General features: G+C 64.5%; 20 protein-coding genes. 11 read left to right on the top strand and 9 right to left on the bottom strand.

Annotation, left to right across the window (positions count from 1 at the left end):
• Positions 1-457: 457 nt before the first annotated feature.
• Complete coding sequence (locus tag AArc1_RS12105; protein ID WP_117364610.1) at positions 458-1,009, bottom strand: tRNA (cytidine(56)-2'-O)-methyltransferase; 552 nt, start codon at positions 1,007-1,009, stop codon at positions 458-460.
• A gap of 166 nt (positions 1,010-1,175) precedes the next feature.
• Between AArc1_RS12105 and AArc1_RS12100 the strand changes: the two genes are divergently transcribed.
• A complete protein-coding gene (locus AArc1_RS12100) occupies positions 1,176-1,394 on the top strand; it encodes a hypothetical protein (RefSeq protein ID WP_117364609.1) in 219 nt (72 codons plus the stop codon).
• A gap of 464 nt (positions 1,395-1,858) precedes the next feature.
• Here the strand turns inward: AArc1_RS12100 and AArc1_RS12095 are convergent, their stop codons facing one another.
• Both AArc1_RS12095 and AArc1_RS12090 read right to left on the bottom strand, forming a co-directional pair.
• Entirely contained in the window at positions 1,859-2,203 is a 345-nt protein-coding gene (locus AArc1_RS12095) for a winged helix-turn-helix transcriptional regulator (protein ID WP_117364608.1), read from the bottom strand.
• 85 nt (positions 2,204-2,288) lie between these two features.
• Positions 2,289-2,705: an SRPBCC family protein gene (locus AArc1_RS12090; RefSeq protein WP_117364607.1), complete on the bottom strand. Its 417-nt coding sequence runs from the start codon at positions 2,703-2,705 to the stop codon at positions 2,289-2,291.
• Between the two features lie 175 nt (positions 2,706-2,880).
• Here AArc1_RS12090 and AArc1_RS12085 point away from each other — a divergent pair, with 175 nt between their 5' ends.
• From AArc1_RS12085 to AArc1_RS12055, 7 genes are all read left to right on the top strand, one after another.
• Complete coding sequence (locus AArc1_RS12085; RefSeq protein WP_117364606.1) at positions 2,881-3,828, top strand: ABC transporter ATP-binding protein; 948 nt, start codon at positions 2,881-2,883, stop codon at positions 3,826-3,828.
• Between the two features lie 137 nt (positions 3,829-3,965).
• Positions 3,966-5,939, top strand: a complete 1,974-nt coding sequence (locus AArc1_RS12080; RefSeq protein ID WP_228442437.1) for a PrsW family intramembrane metalloprotease — start codon at positions 3,966-3,968, stop codon at positions 5,937-5,939.
• Complete coding sequence (locus tag AArc1_RS12075) at positions 5,929-7,095, top strand: ABC transporter permease (protein ID WP_117364604.1); 1,167 nt, start codon at positions 5,929-5,931, stop codon at positions 7,093-7,095. Before AArc1_RS12080 ends, AArc1_RS12075 begins: the two co-directional genes overlap by 11 nt.
• 171 nt (positions 7,096-7,266) lie before the next feature.
• A complete protein-coding gene (locus AArc1_RS12070) occupies positions 7,267-9,759 on the top strand; it encodes a penicillin acylase family protein (protein ID WP_117364603.1) in 2,493 nt (830 codons plus the stop codon).
• The gene (locus AArc1_RS12065; RefSeq protein ID WP_228442323.1) at positions 9,756-10,163 is read left to right on the top strand and encodes a hypothetical protein; all 408 of its coding nucleotides are present in this window, start codon (positions 9,756-9,758) and stop codon (positions 10,161-10,163) included. The genes AArc1_RS12070 and AArc1_RS12065 overlap by 4 nt, the downstream gene beginning before the upstream one ends.
• Positions 10,164-10,268: 105 nt before the next feature.
• On the top strand, positions 10,269-11,243 hold the full coding sequence (locus AArc1_RS12060; RefSeq protein ID WP_117364602.1) for an aldo/keto reductase: 975 nt from the start codon (positions 10,269-10,271) through the stop codon (positions 11,241-11,243).
• A 254-nt stretch (positions 11,244-11,497) separates the two neighbouring features.
• On the top strand, positions 11,498-12,460 hold the full coding sequence (locus AArc1_RS12055) for a transcription initiation factor IIB (protein WP_117364601.1): 963 nt from the start codon (positions 11,498-11,500) through the stop codon (positions 12,458-12,460).
• 75 nt (positions 12,461-12,535) lie between these two features.
• Here the strand turns inward: AArc1_RS12055 and AArc1_RS12050 are convergent, their stop codons facing one another.
• Both AArc1_RS12050 and AArc1_RS12045 read right to left on the bottom strand, forming a co-directional pair.
• A complete protein-coding gene (locus tag AArc1_RS12050; RefSeq protein ID WP_117364600.1) occupies positions 12,536-13,075 on the bottom strand; it encodes a CBS domain-containing protein in 540 nt (179 codons plus the stop codon).
• 90 nt (positions 13,076-13,165) lie between these two features.
• On the bottom strand, positions 13,166-13,516 hold the full coding sequence (locus AArc1_RS12045; RefSeq protein WP_117364599.1) for a DUF555 domain-containing protein: 351 nt from the start codon (positions 13,514-13,516) through the stop codon (positions 13,166-13,168).
• Positions 13,517-13,859: 343 nt separating this feature from the next.
• On the opposite strand from AArc1_RS12045, the gene AArc1_RS19085 reads away from it, so the two are divergent.
• Complete coding sequence (locus AArc1_RS19085) at positions 13,860-14,033, top strand: hypothetical protein (protein ID WP_186336598.1); 174 nt, start codon at positions 13,860-13,862, stop codon at positions 14,031-14,033.
• A 175-nt stretch (positions 14,034-14,208) separates the two neighbouring features.
• Entirely contained in the window at positions 14,209-14,940 is a 732-nt protein-coding gene (gene psmB / locus AArc1_RS12040) for an archaeal proteasome endopeptidase complex subunit beta (RefSeq protein WP_117364598.1), read from the top strand.
• Between the two features lie 136 nt (positions 14,941-15,076).
• On the opposite strand, the gene AArc1_RS12035 is transcribed toward psmB, so the two are convergent.
• On the bottom strand, positions 15,077-16,195 hold the full coding sequence (locus tag AArc1_RS12035; protein ID WP_117364597.1) for a Gfo/Idh/MocA family protein: 1,119 nt from the start codon (positions 16,193-16,195) through the stop codon (positions 15,077-15,079).
• A 280-nt stretch (positions 16,196-16,475) separates the two neighbouring features.
• Between AArc1_RS12035 and AArc1_RS12030 the strand changes: the two genes are divergently transcribed.
• Positions 16,476-17,171, top strand: a complete 696-nt coding sequence (locus AArc1_RS12030) for a ThuA domain-containing protein (protein WP_117364596.1) — start codon at positions 16,476-16,478, stop codon at positions 17,169-17,171.
• 72 nt (positions 17,172-17,243) lie between these two features.
• Here AArc1_RS12030 and AArc1_RS12025 read toward each other — a convergent pair whose 3' ends face one another.
• The 3 genes from AArc1_RS12025 to AArc1_RS12015 form a co-directional block, all read right to left on the bottom strand.
• Positions 17,244-18,095: a translation initiation factor eIF-2B gene (locus tag AArc1_RS12025; RefSeq protein WP_117364595.1), complete on the bottom strand. Its 852-nt coding sequence runs from the start codon at positions 18,093-18,095 to the stop codon at positions 17,244-17,246.
• Between the two features lie 184 nt (positions 18,096-18,279).
• Positions 18,280-18,966 carry a MinD/ParA family ATP-binding protein gene (locus AArc1_RS12020; protein WP_117364594.1) on the bottom strand — a complete coding sequence of 229 codons (687 nt, stop codon included), beginning with the start codon at positions 18,964-18,966 and terminating at the stop codon, positions 18,280-18,282.
• Positions 18,963-19,331 carry a DUF7857 domain-containing protein gene (locus AArc1_RS12015; protein ID WP_117364593.1) on the bottom strand — a complete coding sequence of 123 codons (369 nt, stop codon included), beginning with the start codon at positions 19,329-19,331 and terminating at the stop codon, positions 18,963-18,965. Before AArc1_RS12015 ends, AArc1_RS12020 begins: the two co-directional genes overlap by 4 nt.
• Positions 19,332-19,366 lie beyond the last annotated feature (35 nt).

Below are 19,366 nucleotides of genomic sequence, written 5' to 3'. Positions count from 1 at the left end.
GATGGCTCGATAACAGCGTCGCGATTCGGCTGCGCTACTGCTGGGCGACCGGTCTCGAGGTCGATCCGGGACTCGCCGGCGTCGACAGGTGGCACAACTCGTCCCTCGACGGCGTCGACAGATGGCACAACTCGTCCCCCGACGACGGAGCAGTGGACGAAGACGACCTCTCGAACGAGGGGGTGTTTCTCGTCGACGAACACAATCGCTGGCTACTCGAGACGCTGTGAGAGGCCGATCGGCCGCTGACCGCCGCTGAAATTCAGGGCCGAACGGGCCTCACGGAGGACGATTTCACGCGGTTGCTCGAGTTCCACGGCGAGTCGGGACCGATCGAGCGCGTCGGAAATGGCTACGTCCTCGACGAGCGTGAACTCGGCGCAACGGCGACGGTACGCGCTGCGGCTCGAACGGTCTGGGGTCGACTGTGCCGGCCGTTTCGCCTCCTGAAGCCGTCCTATCCTTCGTCCTCGACCGGCTCGACGCGTTTGCCCGTCTCCATGGGGACGACGCGACGGTCGGCGTCGGCCCACTCGCGCTCGAGTTCGTGGCCCTCGAACAGACGGTCTAGGAAGACGGCGAGACCAGCCACTTCGGAGTGGGGCTGGTTGGTGACGCCGACGTTCCAGTCGGCCTCCTCGTAGACGTCGAACGAGACCTTCTCGGAGCCGACGACGACCAGTATTGGCTCACCGCCGTCCCGATGGGCCGTGTGTATCTCGTCTTCGACGTCCTGGATGCGCTCGCCGTACATCGTGAGGTGGACGATCCGGCCGTCCCAGTCGCGCAGGATCGCCTTCGGCGAGTCGGTGAGTTCGACGGAGAATGGGCCGCCGAAGCGGTCGGTGATGTCCTCGACCGTCTCCTTCGACTGGCCGGCGTTGTCGGGGATCCAGACGCGGTCGGCACCGAGCGCCCGCGCAGTCAGCCCGACGTGCGTCGTCATCCGCTCGTCGCGTCCGGGCCGGTGACCGAGTCTGAGGACGGCGACTTCGGGTTCGTCGTGCATGCTCGAGTCGAGTCGCGGGTGGGGTTAGGGGGTTTCGCTTTTCCAGCGCGTCTCCGGTCGCTCGAGCGAATTCGGTGGGGCCGACGGCACGACGCCGATAGGCTTTTTCCCTGTCCGTGCGACCTCGAACCATGACTGGGGTCGAGTACGGAACGGTGATCCGTACATGAGCAGCGCTCGCGAGTGGATCGAGAGCGTTCGGGCCGAAAAGTGGGGACTGTTCGTCGACCTCCTCTTCGCGATCGTCTGGGTGACGATGGTCGACGTGCTCTTTCGGGTTATCGACGGACCGACGTACGCCTACTGGATGTTGATGCTCGCGGGAATCGTCGCCTACTTCGGCTTCTTTGCGAGCCTCGAGATGGCCAAGTCCGACACGCATTGACCTCCTCCCGCGCCTGAAGACGCGGGAATCCGCGAAGCGGAGTTCAAGGTTGCGCGTTTCCTCGGTGGCGAAGTACGCTTTCGCGTCCCACGTCGATGGTAGCCGTCCAGTTGTGACCAAGGACGTGCGTTGCAGCGCGTCTAGCCCGGCCAAACGGGCCTTCCGTCCGACACTCGGTCGGCGTTTCGACGCGACGAATACCGCTCGTCGCTCCACGGCGGGGTATTCAGCCCGCACGGTACCACGATTCGCGTCGGCCAAGCCGGTACGTCGTGGACTGGTTCAGTCGGATTTGTTACCACGCGAGAAGTCACGGCGAAGCCGTGGTGTCGTCAAAGACGGCGTTTCTCAACGTGGGAACTCCGGTACTGCCGTCTACGGAATACAGCCTGATCAAGCTTACGCGCGTATCCACGGCCTGAAGGCCGTGGCATTGCGCTACTCCGCCTGTAACCGGCTCCTGCTCACTCACGTTCGAACTCGCCGTCGAGCCAGGAACTGGCCCAGCAATCGATCTCGTCGAAGACCGGCTCGAGCGACTCACCTTTCTCCGTCAGGCTGTAGTAGGTCGCAATCGGCGCATCTTCCTCGATTCGACGCTCGACGAAGCCGGTTTCGCCTAGGTCGTCGAGCACGCGCGAGAGCGTCCGCGCGTTCGCGCCGGTCGACCGTTTGAGTTCGTTGAATCGCTGTTCGCCCGTCAATAGTTCGTGTAAGACGGCCAGTCGCCACTGCGAGCCGATCTGTTCGAGCGATTCGATGACGGGACAGGCGTTCGGCGGTTCGACGTTGGGCTCTTGAGAGGACATTGGATAACAGAACCGTGGCGTTCCACCGGGATAGAAGTTCGGAATCGAACCAGCTAACACGACGATAGTTGCCGGAGCAAACCGGTCAGGTCGACTCGCTGTCCTCGAGCACGGCGTCGATCCGCTCGAGCGCCTCGAGGCAGACGGGCGCTGCGCCGACGCTCGCCGGTGGCAGTTCGAACACGACCCGACAGCGGCCGGTGCCGAGTTCGTCGACTCGGTGCGTGGCACCCGGCAGTTCCGCAACGCGCCAGGTCCACGATCGCTCCCGGCAATCGGTGACGGTAAACGGAAGCCAGACGCCGGGAGCACGAACGCGGCCACTGGTGCCGGTACGGACGTACCGATCGGTGGCGTCGACGCCGAAAATCACCGGCGACCACGTCGGCCAGCGAGTCGTGTCGACGAGGACCTCCCAGGCGTCGTCGGGGGCCGCGGCGATCACGTGCGACGCTTCGAGTCGTCGGCCCGTCGGCCTCGACGTCCACTGAAGACGAGTCATCCAGTATGGATACGTGGTCGAGCACATGGAATGTTGCGCTCGCGACCGCCGATTGTCGTAGTGACTGATGGCGAAACGAACTCTCAGTCGGTACCGTCGAGCGTTCGTCTTTGATTTCGAGACCCTCGGCTGCCACTAGACTTTACTGGGGGTGGTGCTCACTCTCGAGTAACGAATGGCGATAGTCGAAGTCGAAGCCCTCCGAAAGGAGTACGGGGACTTCGCGGCGGTCGAAGGGAGTACGTTCTCCATCGAACGCGGCGAGGTCTTCGGCGTCGTTGGCCCGAACGGAGCCGGGAAAACGACCACGTTGAAGATGCTTGCCGGACTGATCGAGCCGACCGGCGGAACGGCCGTCGTCGCCGGCCTCGAACCCGGCAACCCGGCGATGCAGCGACGGCTTGGCTTTCTCCCGGAGGAGTCGCCGCTGTACGAGGACATGACGCCGCGGAGTTATCTGGCGTTTTTTGCCGACCTCTACGGCGTCCCGCAGTCGGTCGCCACCGAGCGGATCGAACGGACGCTCGACCGACTCGACCTCGAGCACCGTGATCGACGGATCGGGAACATGTCGAAGGGGATGAAACGGAAGGTCGCGATCACGCGGGCGCTGGTCAACGACCCCGACGTCCTCATCTTCGACGAGCCAGCGTCAGGACTCGACCCGCTAACGACGAACTACATCATCGAGTTCACCCGCGAACTGAGCGAGACGGGGAAGACGATCGTCTTCAGTGCGCACAACCTCTTTCACGTCGAGAGTATCTGTGACCGTGTCGCGGTGATGAACGAGGGCCGGATCGTCGCCAACGGGACGATCGAGGCGATCCGTGAGGCCCATGGCGGTACCGAGTACCGCGTCTTCACAACAGTCGACGCGAGCGACGGCCTTCGTACGTCGTCGGCCGACGCTGACGGCCCGACGGTCGACGACCTCGAGGTCCATCGCACGAACGGACAGATCGAACACGTCGTTGGCGACATGGCCGCCGTCGAGGCGATCCGTGCGGTCGTCGAGGCCGAAGGTGGTCGTATCACCGACATCCAGACCAGGACGCCGACGCTCGAAGAGATCTTCCTCGAGATCGCGAGCGAGTCGTCGGTGGAGGCGACGGAGGCGTGACCGACGGTCGCGACGCCGACGCGAAACGAGCCGACGACTCCAGCGGCTCGGTTCCGCGGTCGGGGGCTGGAACCGGCGGGCTCCGTGGCCGCGTCTCGCGGACGGTGCGGGTCGCCCGCTGGGAGGTCACCCGGAGCATGGGGACCGTCGACCGCAAGACGATCCTTCTCGTGCTCGCGATGGTGGCCGTCGCCGGCGTCGTCGGCTTCTCCGCCGTCGACGAGGGACTCGCCCTCGAGGACGAGATTTACGTCGTCGGCGTCGACGAGGGCGATCCCTACCACGACGTCGCCGTAGAGAGTACCGCCTTCAGGCCGATCCCGCTCTCGGACGTCGCCTTGGAAGACGGCGGTGCGGACGGGAACGTCGATGTCGTGATCGCCGACGGCCAGATCGGCCACGTCGGGACGAACGGCGAAGCCGCCTACGACGCATTCCGAGGTGCAGTTGAAACGTACAACGAGCGCCGAATGGCCGCCGAAACCGACGAAACGGCGGCGTACCCCGTGCTCGTCACGCTCGAGTATCAGGACCGCGACCTCGGCGACGTCGTCTCTGGCGACGAGACGGTCGACGACGGCGGCGACGAATCCACGGGATTCGAGCCCGAGACGGATGAGACGGCAGCCGAAGCCGGTGACGACGGGGTGGACGACGAAGATGAAGTCGGGACAGACGATGGCGAGAACGGAGACGACGAGGTGGACGGCGGAGCTGAGTCCAGGACTGACGACAGAGAGCGCGGTACCGATGCTGACGACGAGGCGGACGACGAAAATGAGCTTGAGACAGGCGATAGCGATCCCGGAGCCGATGACGAAGTAGACGACGGTGAGCGACAGCCTGACGGCGCCGCTGGCGCCGACGCCAGGGTAGGCAGCGCGGACGACGAACTTGCCGTACCGGACGTTGGAGGCGGACACGCGGCCGAGCAAACAGCTCCTGCGACGCCCGGGACGCTCTCGCCGCCGTTTCCCTTTCAGTCGCTCGTGTTGGCGTTCCTGTTCGTCGTACCGATGAACTTCGTGATTCAGGCCTACGGCAGCACGATCATGGACGAACGGATCAAGCGCCGGGGGGAGCTGCTGTTGGTCTCGCCCGCCGGCCGCCTCGAGATCGTCGCCGGGAAGACGCTCCCGTATCTGCTCGGACTCGTCGGGATCTCGACTGCCATCGCACTCGCGATCGGCGGCGGGCTCCTCTCGATCGCTGGGGCCATCCCGATCGCGCTCGCCTTTCTGGCCGCGACGTTCACCGGGGCCATGTTCGCCCGGTCGTTCAAGGAACTCACGTTCGTCACCGTCACGATCAGCGTCGTCCTGACGACGTACGCGTTCGTCCCGGCGATCTTTACGGACGTGACGCCGATCGCGCTGATCTCGCCGCTGACGCTGATCGTGATGGACCTCCAGGGAGAATCAGTCCGCCTCGCCGAGTACCTCTTTTCGACCGGCCCGCTCTACTTCGGAGCGGCGGTCTGTGCGCTTCTGGGGATCGGCGTCTACCGCGAAGAGGACATGTTCGCACAGAAGGCGATCCCGTCGAAAGCCGTCGACGCCATCGTCAGTCAGATCGACGCGATCTCGAGTCGCGTTCACCCCTACGCGAGCCCGTTCGTCCTCTCTGCGCTGTTTATCCCGTTCGTCTTCGCGGCACAGTTGCTCGTCGTCGCGTTGCTCTTTGCCGTCCCCGAGGCGATCGCGCTCCCGGTCGTGTTCGTCCTCGCCGCGGCGATCGAGGAGTTCGCCAAGAGTATCCACGTCTACGCCGGCTTCGCCCGCTCGCGGTTCGACGCCTCACTTCGCGTGGCGGCCGCCCTCGGCGTGCTCTCCGGCGTCGGCTTCTTCCTCGGCGAGAAGGTCACTCACGCCGTCCAGTTCGTCGGGCTCCCGGAACTAACCGTCGGCGTCGCCGCGTTCGGCCCCGCCCTCTCGAGCGAGCCACTCGTCCTCGTCGCACTGTTTCTCGCCCCGCTCGTCCTCCATGTCGTGACGGCGGTCGTCGCCGCGTTCGGGGCCGCCCACAGCCAGTCGACCTACGCGGTCGCGTTCGTGCTTGCGACACTGATGCACGCGGCTTACAATCTGGGGGTGGTCGCCCTTGTCGGCTGACCGAGACCGCGAGGCGTGGCGGCGGAGAAGCGACGAGCCGGGGTCCGGTTCGCGCGGCCCGAACCCGCCCGCACGTGAGCGCAGCGACGCAAACTCCGGGTCGATCTGGACGGCCCGGGGAGCCGTCGTGCGCCGAGAACTCCGCTCGCTCCGTTCGGAGAAGACGATCGTCCTCGCGATCGCGATCCAACTGTTCATCGCCGCGTTCTCCTCGTTCCTGGTGGTCGGGCTCGTCACGATGTACGATCCGAGCGGCGTCGACGGCCACGAGATGGAGGTCGCGGTGACGGGCGAGGACCCTGACGAATTGCTCTCAGTGTCCAGCAGGCAGGACGGGCTCACCCCCGTCTCCTACGACGATCGCAGCCAGGCTCACGCGGACTTCGACACCGGCCAGGTCGTCGCCGTCCTCGATGCGAACAGGGACGACGACGACCGGCTCGTCGTCAGAACTACCGTGCCCGACGAAGGACTCGCAACGACGCTGCTCGTCGTCCAGCTCCGCGATGCCCTCGAGACCGTCGAGCACCAGGAACGCCTCGAGAACGAAGATCGGCTGGCAGAGACGCCCCTTGCAGTGCCCCAAGCGATCGACGCGAGCCCGTACGTCGGGTTCACGTACACCATCTTGCTCCCGCTGTTACTCTTCTTGCCGGTGTTTCTGAGCGGGTCGATACTCGTCGACTCGCTGATCGAAGAGCGCCAGCGCGGAACGCTCGAGTTGCTCCGGGTCGCCCCGCTCTCGTTCGTCGACGTGGTCGATGCGAAACTGCTCGCGACCGCGGCGCTGGCCCCCATCCAGGCGCTCGCCTGGCTGGCGCTGCTCGCGCTCAACGGGACGGCGATCGCGAACCCGCTCGCGCTGGTGGCGTTCGTCTTCGCGCTGGCACTGCTCGTCGTCGCTGTCGCCGCAGCGACAGCTCTCGCTGCGCCGGACAGACGGCAGGCTCAGCTGCTGTACTCGATCGGAATCGTGGCCGCGCTGGTCGTCTCCGTGGGGCTCCCCGAACACCCGGCCAACACCGTCGCGAAGTTCGCGCTCGGTAACCCGACGACGACGACCTGGCTGTTGCTCGCGCTGTACTGTCTGCTCGCGGCCGTAGCCCTCTCGTTGCTCAGACGCGGCGTCCGCTGGCTCGAGCCCGAGTCGCTCTGAGCTATCGTCTCGAGGTGTTCTAAGACAACGTTTCGGGGCGTTCTAAGACGACGTCGAACCGTCCGCTATGCTTGAGCCACGACCGCCAACCGACTCACCGAACAACTCATCACACGTCACAATCCGTTGACACCGGGGCGATTAAGGGGGCTTCCGCCGAATCGTTGAGGAGTGACTGATGACACCACACGGCGTGGCGTGCTCGCCGGGGCGCTCGCCGCTGGCATCGGCGGGTTGACGCTCACCTCGGCTCGAGCACTCCTCGAGTCGTTCGCACCGCTGTCGGGCTCCGCGTGGAACGCGGCCGACCGGTCGCGGCCCGACCGCGTCGAGAACCCCTACGGCGAGGCGAGCGTTCGATACGACGAGTTCGGCGTCCCGACCGTCGAAGCCGACGACGAAACGGCGGCCTACTTCGCCGTCGGTTACGTCCAGGGGTTCGACCGGTTGTTCCAGCTCGATCTTCAACGCCGCGTACTGCGCGGTCAGGTGTCGGAACTCGCCGGCGAGGCGACGCTCGAGGACGACGTCTTCTACGTCCAGATGGACTTCGCTGGCGCGGCCGAGGCGACCTGGGATCTCGTCGCCGAGACGTCCGCTGGGCCGCTCGTCGAGGCCTACGCTGGCGGTGTCAACGCAGCGATCGATGACGAACAACTCCCCCTCGAGTTCGAGTTGCTCGGCTACGAGCCCGACCCCTGGACGCCCGTCGACTCGATGCTGATGGAAAAACAGATCTCCTGGGACCTCACGGGCAATTTCGACGAACTCCGCCGTGAACTGATCGCCGATCGACTCGGCGACGACGTCCTCGGAGATCTCTATCCCGAGCGGATGGACCACGACACCCCGATTCTCCGAGACGAAATCGACGCCGACACGCTCGAGGACGACCTAAACGACGCCGACGGAGCCGAACCCGACGAACGCGGTGGTTCGGACGGGGACGGCCCGGACGGCGGAGCCGACGGTGGCGGGGCGGACGAGGGGGACGTCGGGTCGGTAGGCGCTCAACTCACGAACTGGCTCTCGCGGTTCGAGTCACCGACGGGCGTCGGCTCGAACAGCTGGGTCGTCTCGGGCGAGCACACCGAAAGCGGCTCTCCGATCGTCGCGTACGACCCCCACCTCGCGCTCATGACGCCGCCGCTGTGGTACGAACAGGCCGTTGTAACGCCGGAGACGAGCGTCTGCGGTGCGACGTTCCCCGGTGTACCGTTCATCATTACGGGCGCGAACGAGACGGGGACGTGGTCGTTCACCAATGTCGGCGCGGACGTCCTCGATTGTTACGAATACGAGATCGACGACGACGGCGAGCGCTACCGTTACGACGACGAGTGGCGCGCGTTCGAGACCGACACGCGAGAGATCGCCGTCGACGGCGGCGAGGAACGGACGGTGACGATCAGAAAGACCGTCCACGGCCCCATCCTCGAGCGCGAGGGCCAGACCGTCGGCGTCGCCTGGACGGGCCACACGGCGACCCGGACCACCGAAGCCATCTACGAGTACGAGCGCAGCGACGGGCTCACAGACGTCCTCGAGTCGACCCGAAAATTCGACCTGCCGACCCAGAACCTCGTCTACGCGGATTCCGACGGGCGCACGCTCTACTACGCGACGGGGAAGCTCCCGATTCGCACCATCGACGGCGAGGTGGTCTCCGGCAATCGCGTCTTCGACGGCTCGGCCGGTGACGGCGAGTGGGCTGGTTTCACCCCCTTCGGGGAGTCCTCCTGGGACGGCTTCGTCCCGTTCGAGGAGAAACCCCACGCGATCGATGCGGACGCCCTCGCGACGGCGAACCAGCGCGTCGTCGACGACCCCAACCACTACGTCGGCGTCGCCTACGCAACCCCCTATCGCGGGGCGCGCATCTACGACCGACTGGACGAGCGCCTCGACTCGGGCGAGCCGACGGACCTCGAGTTCCACCGCGAGCTTCAGACCGACGTCTACGACGGCCGGGCAGCCGAGCTGGTCCCGGACCTGCTCGAGGCACTCGAGGAACGCGACGTCGTCACCCTCGAGACGGCCGACGAAACCGACGACGACCTCGCGGACGCCGCCGCGACGCTCGAGGCGTGGGACTACCGGATGGACCGGGATTCACGAGGGGCTCTACTGTTCGCCCGCTGGCTCGATAACTTTCGGACGAGGGTCCTCGAGCCGACGTTCGACGACGCCGACCTCGACGACTCCTACTATCCGAACGACTGGGTCCTCGCGCGACTGTCGCCGGACGGCGAGTGGTTCGCGGACCGATCCAGAGCGGAGACGATGGTCGACGCACTCGAGGACGCACTCGCGGAGCTCGACGCCGAGGGCTGGGAGCGCTACGGGGACTGGAACTCGACGCGGGTCGTCGAACACCCCTTCGGCGTCGAAGCGCCGTTTTTAAACCTCGAGGAGCGACCCGCCGACGGCTCGCGGGCGGCGGTCAAGAACTACCGCGTCGAGACGGCCGTCGGCGCGAGCTGGCGGATGGTCGTCGAGCCCGGCGGCGACGCGCGGGCGATCCTCCCTGGCGGGAACTCGGGCGACTACTTCTCACCTCATTACGACGACCAGTTCGGGCTCTGGCTCGACGGCGAGTTGAAACCGATGGCCCCGACGCTCGAGGGCAGTGAGATCCGCTTTACGGAGGTGTCGGACCCGTGACAGGTTCCTCAGAACTCGAGGACGTGACCGAGGACAGCAACGAAGGCGCGACGCGGTCGCCACGACTGCTCGAGCAGGTCGGCGAGGGGCTCGAGACCGTACGGAGCGACGGTCGGGCACACGCGCTTGCTCTAGGGGTCGCCATCGTCGTCGGGCTGGGACTCGCCTCGTTGCACTGGGTCGGACTGATCGTCGCGGGCGCACTGGTCGGACTCGTCTCGCCGACACTCGGGCGAGCGGTCGCGGGCGCAATCGGCGTCGGACTGATAGTGCTCCTCACGTTCGCGGTCTCCCTCGGTGGGGCCATTGGACCGGCCCTCGCGATGACGCCGGTTTCGTATCTCGTGGCCGCCGCCGGAATCGGCCTCCCCATCTTCGGCTCGCTCGTTCGCGGAATCGTCTGACCTGGGACGTCGGACGTATTCGACCACATCCCGGCCGCCTCGGAGCCACTCGTTCCGAGTTGCCGGGCCACGGACAGTTATTTGCCCGGCCACAGTATCTCGAGCATGGAGTATACGACACTCGGTGACACTGGCATGGACGTCAGCCGCCTCTGTCTCGGCTGTATGAGTTTCGGCTCGAGCGACTGGCGCGAGTGGGTGCTCGAGGAGGAGGAGGGCCACGAGATCATCGAGCGAGCGATCGACCTCGGGATCAACTTCTTCGATACAGCGAACATGTACTCGAACGGCGAGTCAGAGCGCGTCCTCGGCGAAGCGCTCGAGGGCTATCGCGAGCAGTCGGTCGTCGCCACGAAGGGCTACTTCCAGATGCGCGAGGACGACCCCAACTCGGGTGGGCTCTCCCGGAAGGCGCTCGAGCAGGAACTCGAGGCGAGCCTCGACCGGCTGGGGATGGAGACGGTCGATCTCTATCAGATCCACCGATGGGACGACGACACGCCGATCGAGACGACGCTCCGAACGCTCGACGACGCGGTTCGCCGGGGACAGGTTCGACATATCGGAGCCTCCTCGATGTGGGCCCACCAGTTCGCCGAATCGCTGCATACGAGCGACCGGCTTGGACTCGAGCGGTTCGTCACGATGCAGAATCACTACAATCTGGTGTATCGCGAGGAAGAACGCGAGATGTTGCCGCTGTGTGAAAAAGCAAACGTCGGCGTCCTCCCGTGGTCGCCGCTGGCCCGCGGCTACCTGACACGCCCACACGAGGAGATCGACGCGACGGCCCGAGGCGAGGCTGAAGAGCACATGTACGACCATCCCTACCGCGACGGCGGTGGACAGGAGATCAACGAGCGCGTCGCCGAACTCGCCGCCGACGAGGGCGTGACGATGGCCCAGATCGCGCTGGCGTGGCTGCTCCACAAGGAGTGGGTCGACGCCCCCATCGTCGGCACCACGAGCGTCGAGCATCTGGAACAGGCCGTCGAAGCCCTCGAGATCTCGCTGTCGGCGTCGGACATCGCCTACCTCGAGGAGCCGTACGAACCGGTTCCCGTTTCGGGCCACGAGTAGCGAAGCGCAGACGGACCACCTCGAATTCCTGAACCGCTGTTCTATCCTGGTGATCCGTTCCGGTAGCCCACGGCTTGAACGTCTCGAGAGAGCCAACAAAGAAACCACATTTGGTTACTCGGGTGCGTTGTTGTGGGCAAGAGTAATTAACTCTCGTTCACAACTCTCGACCGCTACCGACTTCCGACCCACCACCGGCCGCGTCGACGCCGCCGGTGACTGGGTGGAACCGACGTTATCCAGGACAAAGGACAATGCCGAGCACGAAATACGAACACCGACGGCGGACGAACGCGAGTGAGCGAGAACCCGATTCCGGGGCGACCGGCCGACAGACGACCTGTCTCGAGTGTGACGGTCGGTTACGGACCGGGGACGATCAGGTGTACTGTGAGGAGTGCGGTCTCGTCGTAGACGAGGAGCAAATCGACCGTGGTCCCGAGTGGCGGGCGTTCGACGCTGAAGAACGAAACGCGAAGTCACGTGTTGGAGCGCCAACGACGACGATGCTTCACGACCGGGGGCTCTCGACCAGAATCGACTGGCGAGACACGGACGGCTACGGCGGGGCACTCTCGAACGAGCGCCGCCAACAGTTCAGGCGACTACGCCTGTGGGACGAGCGGTTCCGAACCAAAGACGCGACCGACCGTAACCTGCAACACGCCTTAGGCGAGATCGACCGAATGGGGTCCGCCCTCGGCGTCCCGGAGTCGGCCTGCGAGACGGCGAGTGTCATCTACCGACGCGCCCTCGAGGAAGACCTCCTGCCTGGACGATCGATCGAAGGCATGTCGACGGCGGCGCTGTACGCGGCGATGCGCCAGGCCGGCATCCCGAGATCCGTCGACGAACTCGCGACCGTCAGTCGGATCGACTACCTCGAGGCGACGCGATCCTACCGCTATCTCGTCAGAGAACTCGAGTTGCCGGTAGCGCCGCCGGACCCACTGGAGTACGTTCCGCGGTATGCCTCCCGGCTCGAGGTCTCGAACGAGACGGAACGGCGTGCCCGCGAGCTCCTCGAGACGGGGATCGAGGCGGGAGTTCACAGTGGGAAACACCCGGTCGGTCTCGCGGCGGCGGCGCTCTATGCTGCGAGTCGACTCACCAACGAGGATCTCACGCAGGGCGTGGTTTCGGCGACGACGGACGTCAGCGAGGTGACGATCAGAAACCGCTATCAGGAGTTGCTCGAACTCGAGCTGGTCGGATAGAAACGAGCGGGAAGCGACTGTGAGCCGACCGGAATCGAGTCGACGGCGGTGGTGTCGCTGATGATACCGACCGTTTCAGGAGAGTCGCGCGGCGACGTCGGCTTCGGTGATGATGCCGACCGTCTCGCCGGCCTCGGTGATCATCACGGCCTTGTAGTGTTCGAGTAAGTTACTGATCTCGTCGAGCGTCGCGTCTTTCGAGACGGTCGGGAAGCTCTCGCTCATGTGCTCTTCGATCGGTTCGTCGCGGTCCTCGGAGTCGAGATGGACGAGGTCACCCTGGCTGATCGATCCGACCGGGATACCGTCTTGAATCACTGCCAGTTGCGAGTAGGCTTCCGCTTCCATCTTCTGGGCGGCTGCACTAACCGGTTCGTCGGGGGCGACGCTGACGACGGCCTCGTTCATCAGGTCGTCGGCTCGGACGACGTCGCTTTCGGCTTTCTCCAGGGCGTTGACGATCCGGCGCAACGTCGAGAGTCGGGGATCGACGTCGCCGCCTTCGATTCTGGCGATCAACGGCTGGGAGACGTCTGCTTTCTCGGCCAGTTCGCTCTGGGTCAACCCGAGTTCGGTACGGCGCTGTCGCAGGTCCGCGGGCGTCGGCAGTTCCATACGCCTCAATAACTGCGGGTTATCAAAAGTGCTTTGGGTGTGATTCGGTACCGGCCGCGTTCCGTGAAAAGACCGTCGCCGAAAGCCTGCTTACTCCTCGGGTCGTTCGAAGATCTCGACGACCGACAGCGGAACGTCACGCAGCGCGCCGCCGACCTCGCTCTTTGCGATCCGGGAGGCGTGTTCTTCGCTGTCGGCGTTGAAGACATCCATCTCGAGGGCGAGCCCGACGAGTGCGGTATCGGCTGCGATGAACGCGGAGTCGAACGGTTCGCCACAGGCCGGACAACCGGTCGCACCTACTTCGACCTCGACGTAGTCCATGTTCTGGTTGTTCAGTCGCTTGCCGGCCTCGCTGACCGCGACGCCGATCGCGTCGTCGATCTTGTCGACGTCACGAACGAGCCACGCGGCTTCCATCGCGACGAGATAATTGCCCATATACCGTGGTCGGTCCCGGGGGTATCCTGCTTTGCGGTTCGTCGGCGCCGTGTGTACCGTACTCGTCCACCCGCGCAGTCGCCCCGACGTCTCACGAGTGTCGACTGGTGTACTCTCGGTGCGCACGTGAGATCGATAATGCACATAAGTTACGAGAATTGTGTGCGTCGATTGCCGTCTGGATAGTTCGATCCCCGCTCGAGTACGCTTGTAGTTGGACCGAACGAAACCCGAGTTGAATCGCACGACGGCGTCGACCTCGAGTCGAATTAACTATCGTTATAAACATCAGATTTTACGAAAGCTTATGTACCACCTGCGTCTGAGCCACGGCTGAAGCTCGATGATAACCTCCGTGTACCGAGCGACCCTGTTCGCGCTGTACCAACTCTGTATCGTGGTCGGTATCCTGATGATGCCGCTCGCGATCGCCGCCCAGCAAGCTGGCGTCACCCTCCCAATCCACCGCGTCCTCGCGAACGTCGAGAAGGCGTACGAGGCGAATCTCCCACGATGAACTCCCGAACATAACCGAACGCCTGATTATCGTCGTTCGTCACCCGCTTCGAGTCGAGCCACCGCCGATCGAGTTCCTCGAGAGACTGCCGATAGAGGCGTTCGCATCGACGGAAGCGGAAACGAAGGAAGTGAACGCCGGTGTTTTATACCGTCCCGGTCGTAAGGTTCCGTCAATGCGTACACCGCATCACAACTCGGACTTCTCTCGAACGGTCGATCAGTTGGCCGACGATCCGAACCCGTACGAACCGGAAATCGGAACGTTGCCACGGAGCGACCTCTCAGCGGCAGACATGGACACCGTCAACAAGACGGGGACGACGACGATCGGCATCACGACGGCCGACGGCGTCGTCATCGCGACGGACATGCGCGCCAGTCTCGGCGGCCGATTCGTCTCGAACAAAAACGTCCAGAAGGTCGAACAGATCCACCCGACTGGCGCGCTCACGATGGTCGGCAGCGTCGGTGGGGCCCAGTCGTTCATCTCGAGCCTTCGCGCAGAGGTCAACCTCTACGAGACTCGACGTGGCGAGGACATGTCGATCGACGCGCTCGCAACGCTTGCGGGTAACTTCGCCCGTGGTGGCCCGTTCTTCGCCATCCATCCCATCCTCGGCGGCGTCGACGACGAGGGCAGCCACGTCTACAGCATCGACCCCGCCGGCGGCGTCATGAAAGACGACTATACCGTCACCGGCAGCGGGATGCAACTCGCCTACGGTCACCTGGAGCAGTCGTACGAGGAGGGCCTCTCGAACGACGAGGCGATGACTATCGCCGCCCGCGGCATCAAATCCGCCGCTGAACGCGACACCGGCTCCGGCAACGGTGTCTTCCTCTGTGAAATCACCGACGAGGGCGTCGACATCCACGGCCACAACGACTTCGAAGAAGTCATCTAAGCCGTCCTCGTCGACTGCGTCTTCTGGGACCGACTCGAGCAGCAACCGACGGTACGACGCGGTGTTCCAGTTTTCGAATCGAACAGCGACGACCCCGTCCGGAAAATAACGATGGCCAACGGCTCGGAGTAAACAGCTACTGGTGGGCTCGAGCCGTCGCTTCTCGTTCGACCGCCGCGAGCGAGACCGACCGGCCCGTCTCGCTCGAGCGGTAAATCGCATCGATCACGCGTTGGACGACGAGTGCCTCCTCGAGCGTATTCGTCTCCGGCGCTCTCCCTGCCATTGCGGCCTCGAGGAACTGCTCGTCCTGTTTCGTATAGCCGGTCAGTGCCGGGTCGCCGGTGAGGTCGACGTCGGCGTAGTGATCACAGCCGACCGTGCTGGCTTCCAGGATCGTCAGGTTCGTCTCGCCGATGTCGAATTGGGCACCTGCCTGTGTTCCGCGGATCCGAAACGCATTGGTCGGCTCGCGATTGGTCGCCCAGGCGGCCTCGAGCGAGACGGTCTGGCCCTCGGCGGTTCGGACGAATGCGCTGACCGAGTCGTCGACGTCGTACGCCTCGGTTTCGGCGTCCCAGTTGTCGCCGAAGCCCTCGGGGTCGGCGTACTCGGCTTGCCTACCGAAGGTCGTTCGTGCAACGCCGGAGACTTCGACGACCTCCGGGAATTCGAGCGCATACAGTGCAAGGTCGAGTGCGTGGACGCCGATATCGAGCAACGCACCGCCGCCGGCGAGATCCGGGTCGGTAAACCACGAGCCCGGCCCCGGAACGCCACGCCGACGGACGTAGTTCGCTTCGACGTGCGTGAGGTCGCCGAATCGACCTCGCCTGCGGTGTTCCTCGAAGAGTCGCATCGAGGCCGCATGACGATTGTGGAAGCCGACCATACAGATCCCCTCCGAGACGGCAGCTGCGGCCGCGATCCGCTCTGCGCTCTCGAGTGAGTGGGCGAGGGGTTTCTCGACGAGAACGTGGTGGCCGGCCTCGAGGGCGGCGACGGCGATCGGTTCGTGAAATCGGTTTGGTGTCGTGACGACGACGGCGTCGACGGCATCGTCAGTGATGAGTCTTTTGTGGGTCTCGTACGTTCGTGCGCCGAACTCGTCGGCGAACGCTCGTCGCTGGGTGTCGACGAGATCCGCACCGGCGACGACTGACGCGCCGAGTTCGTGAAAGCTCCGTGCGTGGAGGTGCCCCATGCCGCCAAGGCCGACGACGCCGATACCGACTCCGATGTCCGATTCCGTCATCGAACAACACCCGATTTATTCGTGAGTTGTCGGAACGAACGGTGAGAAAGTCGCGATTTCGCCGGCGGTTGCGTGTGAGGGCACGGGTCCATGTAGACTCCCAGTGTGGGACCGAAATAAGAGTTGTGAACGATTAATCTATACAGAAAACGTGTATTTCACGTTTCGCCGAATATGTGTTGTTTCGGTAGGAAAAGTGCCAGGTGCGTATGTGTTCGTGTAGTAACGTAGGGGGCGACGACAGACCGACCTATGATGGGCGGCGTTGACGTCACCGACGATGGCTACCGTAACGATCTGGAACGAGTACCGACACGAGCGCGAAGACGATGACGTCGCGGCGGTTTATCCGGAGGGGATCCACGAGACGCTCGCAGACATCTTCAACGACGACCACGACGTCATCACTGCGACGCTCGACGAACCTGAACACGGCCTTACCACGGACGTCCTCGAGGAGACCGACGTCTTGCTCTGGTGGGGCCATGAGGCCCACGACGAGGTCTCCGAGTCCGTCGTCGAACGCGTCCACCAGCATGTTCTCGAGGGGCTGGGACTGATCGCCCTCCACTCGGGCCACTACTCGAGGATATTCAAACGACTCATGGGAACGACCTGCAGCCTGCAGTACCGCGAAGACGGCGCTACAGAACGGCTCTGGGTCGTCGATCCGGGCCATCCGATCGCCAACGACCTCGAGGAATCGATCGAACTGCCCCAGACAGAGATGTACGGCGAACCGTTCGACGTGCCGGAGCCGGATCGACTCGTCTTCGTGAGCTGGTTCGAAGGCGGCGAGGTGTTCCGCAGTGGCTGTTGTTACCGGCGCGGCAGTGGGCGTATCTTTTATTTCCGACCCGGCCACGAGACGTATCCGATCTACGAACACGACGGGGTCCAACGCGTCGTTCGAAACGCCGTCGACTGGGCGCGACCGACCGACGGGGCTCCGCGGACGTTTGGCGAACGAGAGTGAAAAGTCGCCGTCGATCCTACCGACGCCCGCCACCTGCGCTGTCGACCCGCTTTGCAATCGCTACCCGACAGCTCAGAACTCGATTCGGCCTTCGTCGGTGACGACGCTTTCGAGCAGAGAGACCGGCGTCGCGTCGTAGGCTGGGTTCAGTACGTCGAACCCCTCGGCGGGTTCGAGCATCACCTCACTGCCCGACCGGAACTCGTTCTCGAAGACGAATCCCTCGCTGACGATCTTCGACGCCGAGCCAAGCACCGTCACGGGGACCCCGAGTTGAGCCGCCGTCGCGGCGATCGGGAACGTCCCGACGCGGTTGTACAGGACGTCGTCGACGATACAGTCCATCCCGACGACGACACGATCGCACTCCTCGAGGTAGATGCCGTTGGCACTGTCGGTGACGAGCGTCGTTTCGACCCCCTCGAGTTCCGCCAGCGACCGTGCCGTCTTCCGGCCGATGTATCGCGGTCGAGCCTCCGTGACGTACACCTCGAAGCGCTTGCCCGCCTCGGTCGCCTGCTCGAGTGCTTCGAGCACCGTCGACGAGTAATCGTGGGTCAGCAACGTTGCGCCGTCTTCGAGAAACGCCGCGGCGTGCTCGGCGGCTAGCGCTTTTGCTGATTCGACCCGCGAAACGACCGCGTCGATCTTCTCCTGGGTGAGTGACTTCGCGTCTGCGACCGTGTCCGGGTCCGCTTCGACGACGTCGTCGACGACGTTCCGGATCGCAGTCTGTAACGAGGCGTGCGACGGGTTCGCCTGTCGCAGCATCGATCCGTTCTGCTCGAGCGCGCGGACGTACTCTTCGGCCGTCGCAAACTCGCGCTCGAGTAACTCTTCTAGAGCCCGGGTCGCGTTCACCGCGACCACCGAGGAGCTGTGTGTCTGCATCTCCTGTATCTCCTCGACCGTCTCGTCGATCATACTGGAGTGGATTCCCGTGAGGGCAAAAGGTGTTCCGGGTACACTACAGCAAGTCATCGTTCACGCAGCAGGCACCGCCAGAGAGAGACGGACACATCTCTAGCAGTCGGATCAGCCCAGTGGTCGGTGAATAGACCATGGCCAGGTGTATCGAAGCTGGCGAGAGAACGCGGACGCCGATCGGTCACCCACGCTCGAGACGGTCGTACGAGTCCACGAGTCGGTCAGCGAGCGAGCGATACGCGCCGACAGCCTGGGCACCGGGTGTGTGCTCGTGTACCGGCATCCACTCCGCCTGTGCGTCGGCGACGGTCGACTGGCGCTCGACGACTGTCACCTCGACGCCGAGGGTCCGTGACAGCCGATCTACGAGCGGCGTCTGACCGTCGCCGTCTGCCAGATTCAACACGGCGGAGGCAACCGGTGTTCCGAGCTCGGCGGCCAACTCGGCCGTCCGAAGCGCGTCGATCAACGCCGGTTTCGTCGGTGTCGTTACGAGTACGAGGAGATCCGCGCTTCGGAGCGCAACGCCGACGTCCCGAGCGAGTCCCGCCCGACAGTCGATAACGACGCGCCCGTACTCGCGCTCGATGCGCTCGAGAACGCGACCGAACGCCGTCAGATCCGACGCACGAGCGCCGGCGAGCGTTCGACCGGACGAAAGAAGCCACACACCACCGACGGACTCGACTGCGTCCATCGGGTTGGCCCGGCCGCCGAGGACATCGTGGAGGTTCGGTCCACTCCCGAGAGGAAGATCCGCACCCGTCAGATCCGCGTCGACGGCGACGGCCTCGAGTTCAAACGCGAGGTTCCACGCAGTGGTCGACGTGCCGACGCCCCCCTTCCCGCCGGCGACGGCGACGATCATGGCTCCCGCGCGAGCACCTCGTTCGTCGGACGCCAGCCGTCGAGGTTGGCGAGGACCGTCGCCGTCGATCGGACGGGGCTCGCCTCGTCGTGACGGGCAACCGAGACGACCTCGACCGGTGGATCGATCGGCTGGGACGGGCTCGCAAAGCCCACACCTCGACTTCGGTCCGGCCGAATCGTCACCGTCCACCGGTCGCCGTCCCAGCGTGGGTCGACGACACCATCGTGCCGTGCCGGCCAGGTGGGCCCTGCCAGTACACTTCGGAGCTGAACCGTCTGGACGGTCGAACGAGTGTTGGTGAGTCGCACCCGTACCATCGTGATGTCGCTCGAGCGCTCGGCAGTCGATTCGAGTGTTACCATAGTGAGAGGGGCGTTTGTAGGGGGTGAGCTGTTGA

The sequence above is a fragment of the Natrarchaeobaculum sulfurireducens genome, assembly GCF_003430825.1.
In the GTDB taxonomy this organism is placed as follows: domain Archaea; phylum Halobacteriota; class Halobacteria; order Halobacteriales; family Natrialbaceae; genus Natrarchaeobaculum; species Natrarchaeobaculum sulfurireducens.
This window is presented reverse-complemented; position numbering and strand designations above follow the sequence as displayed.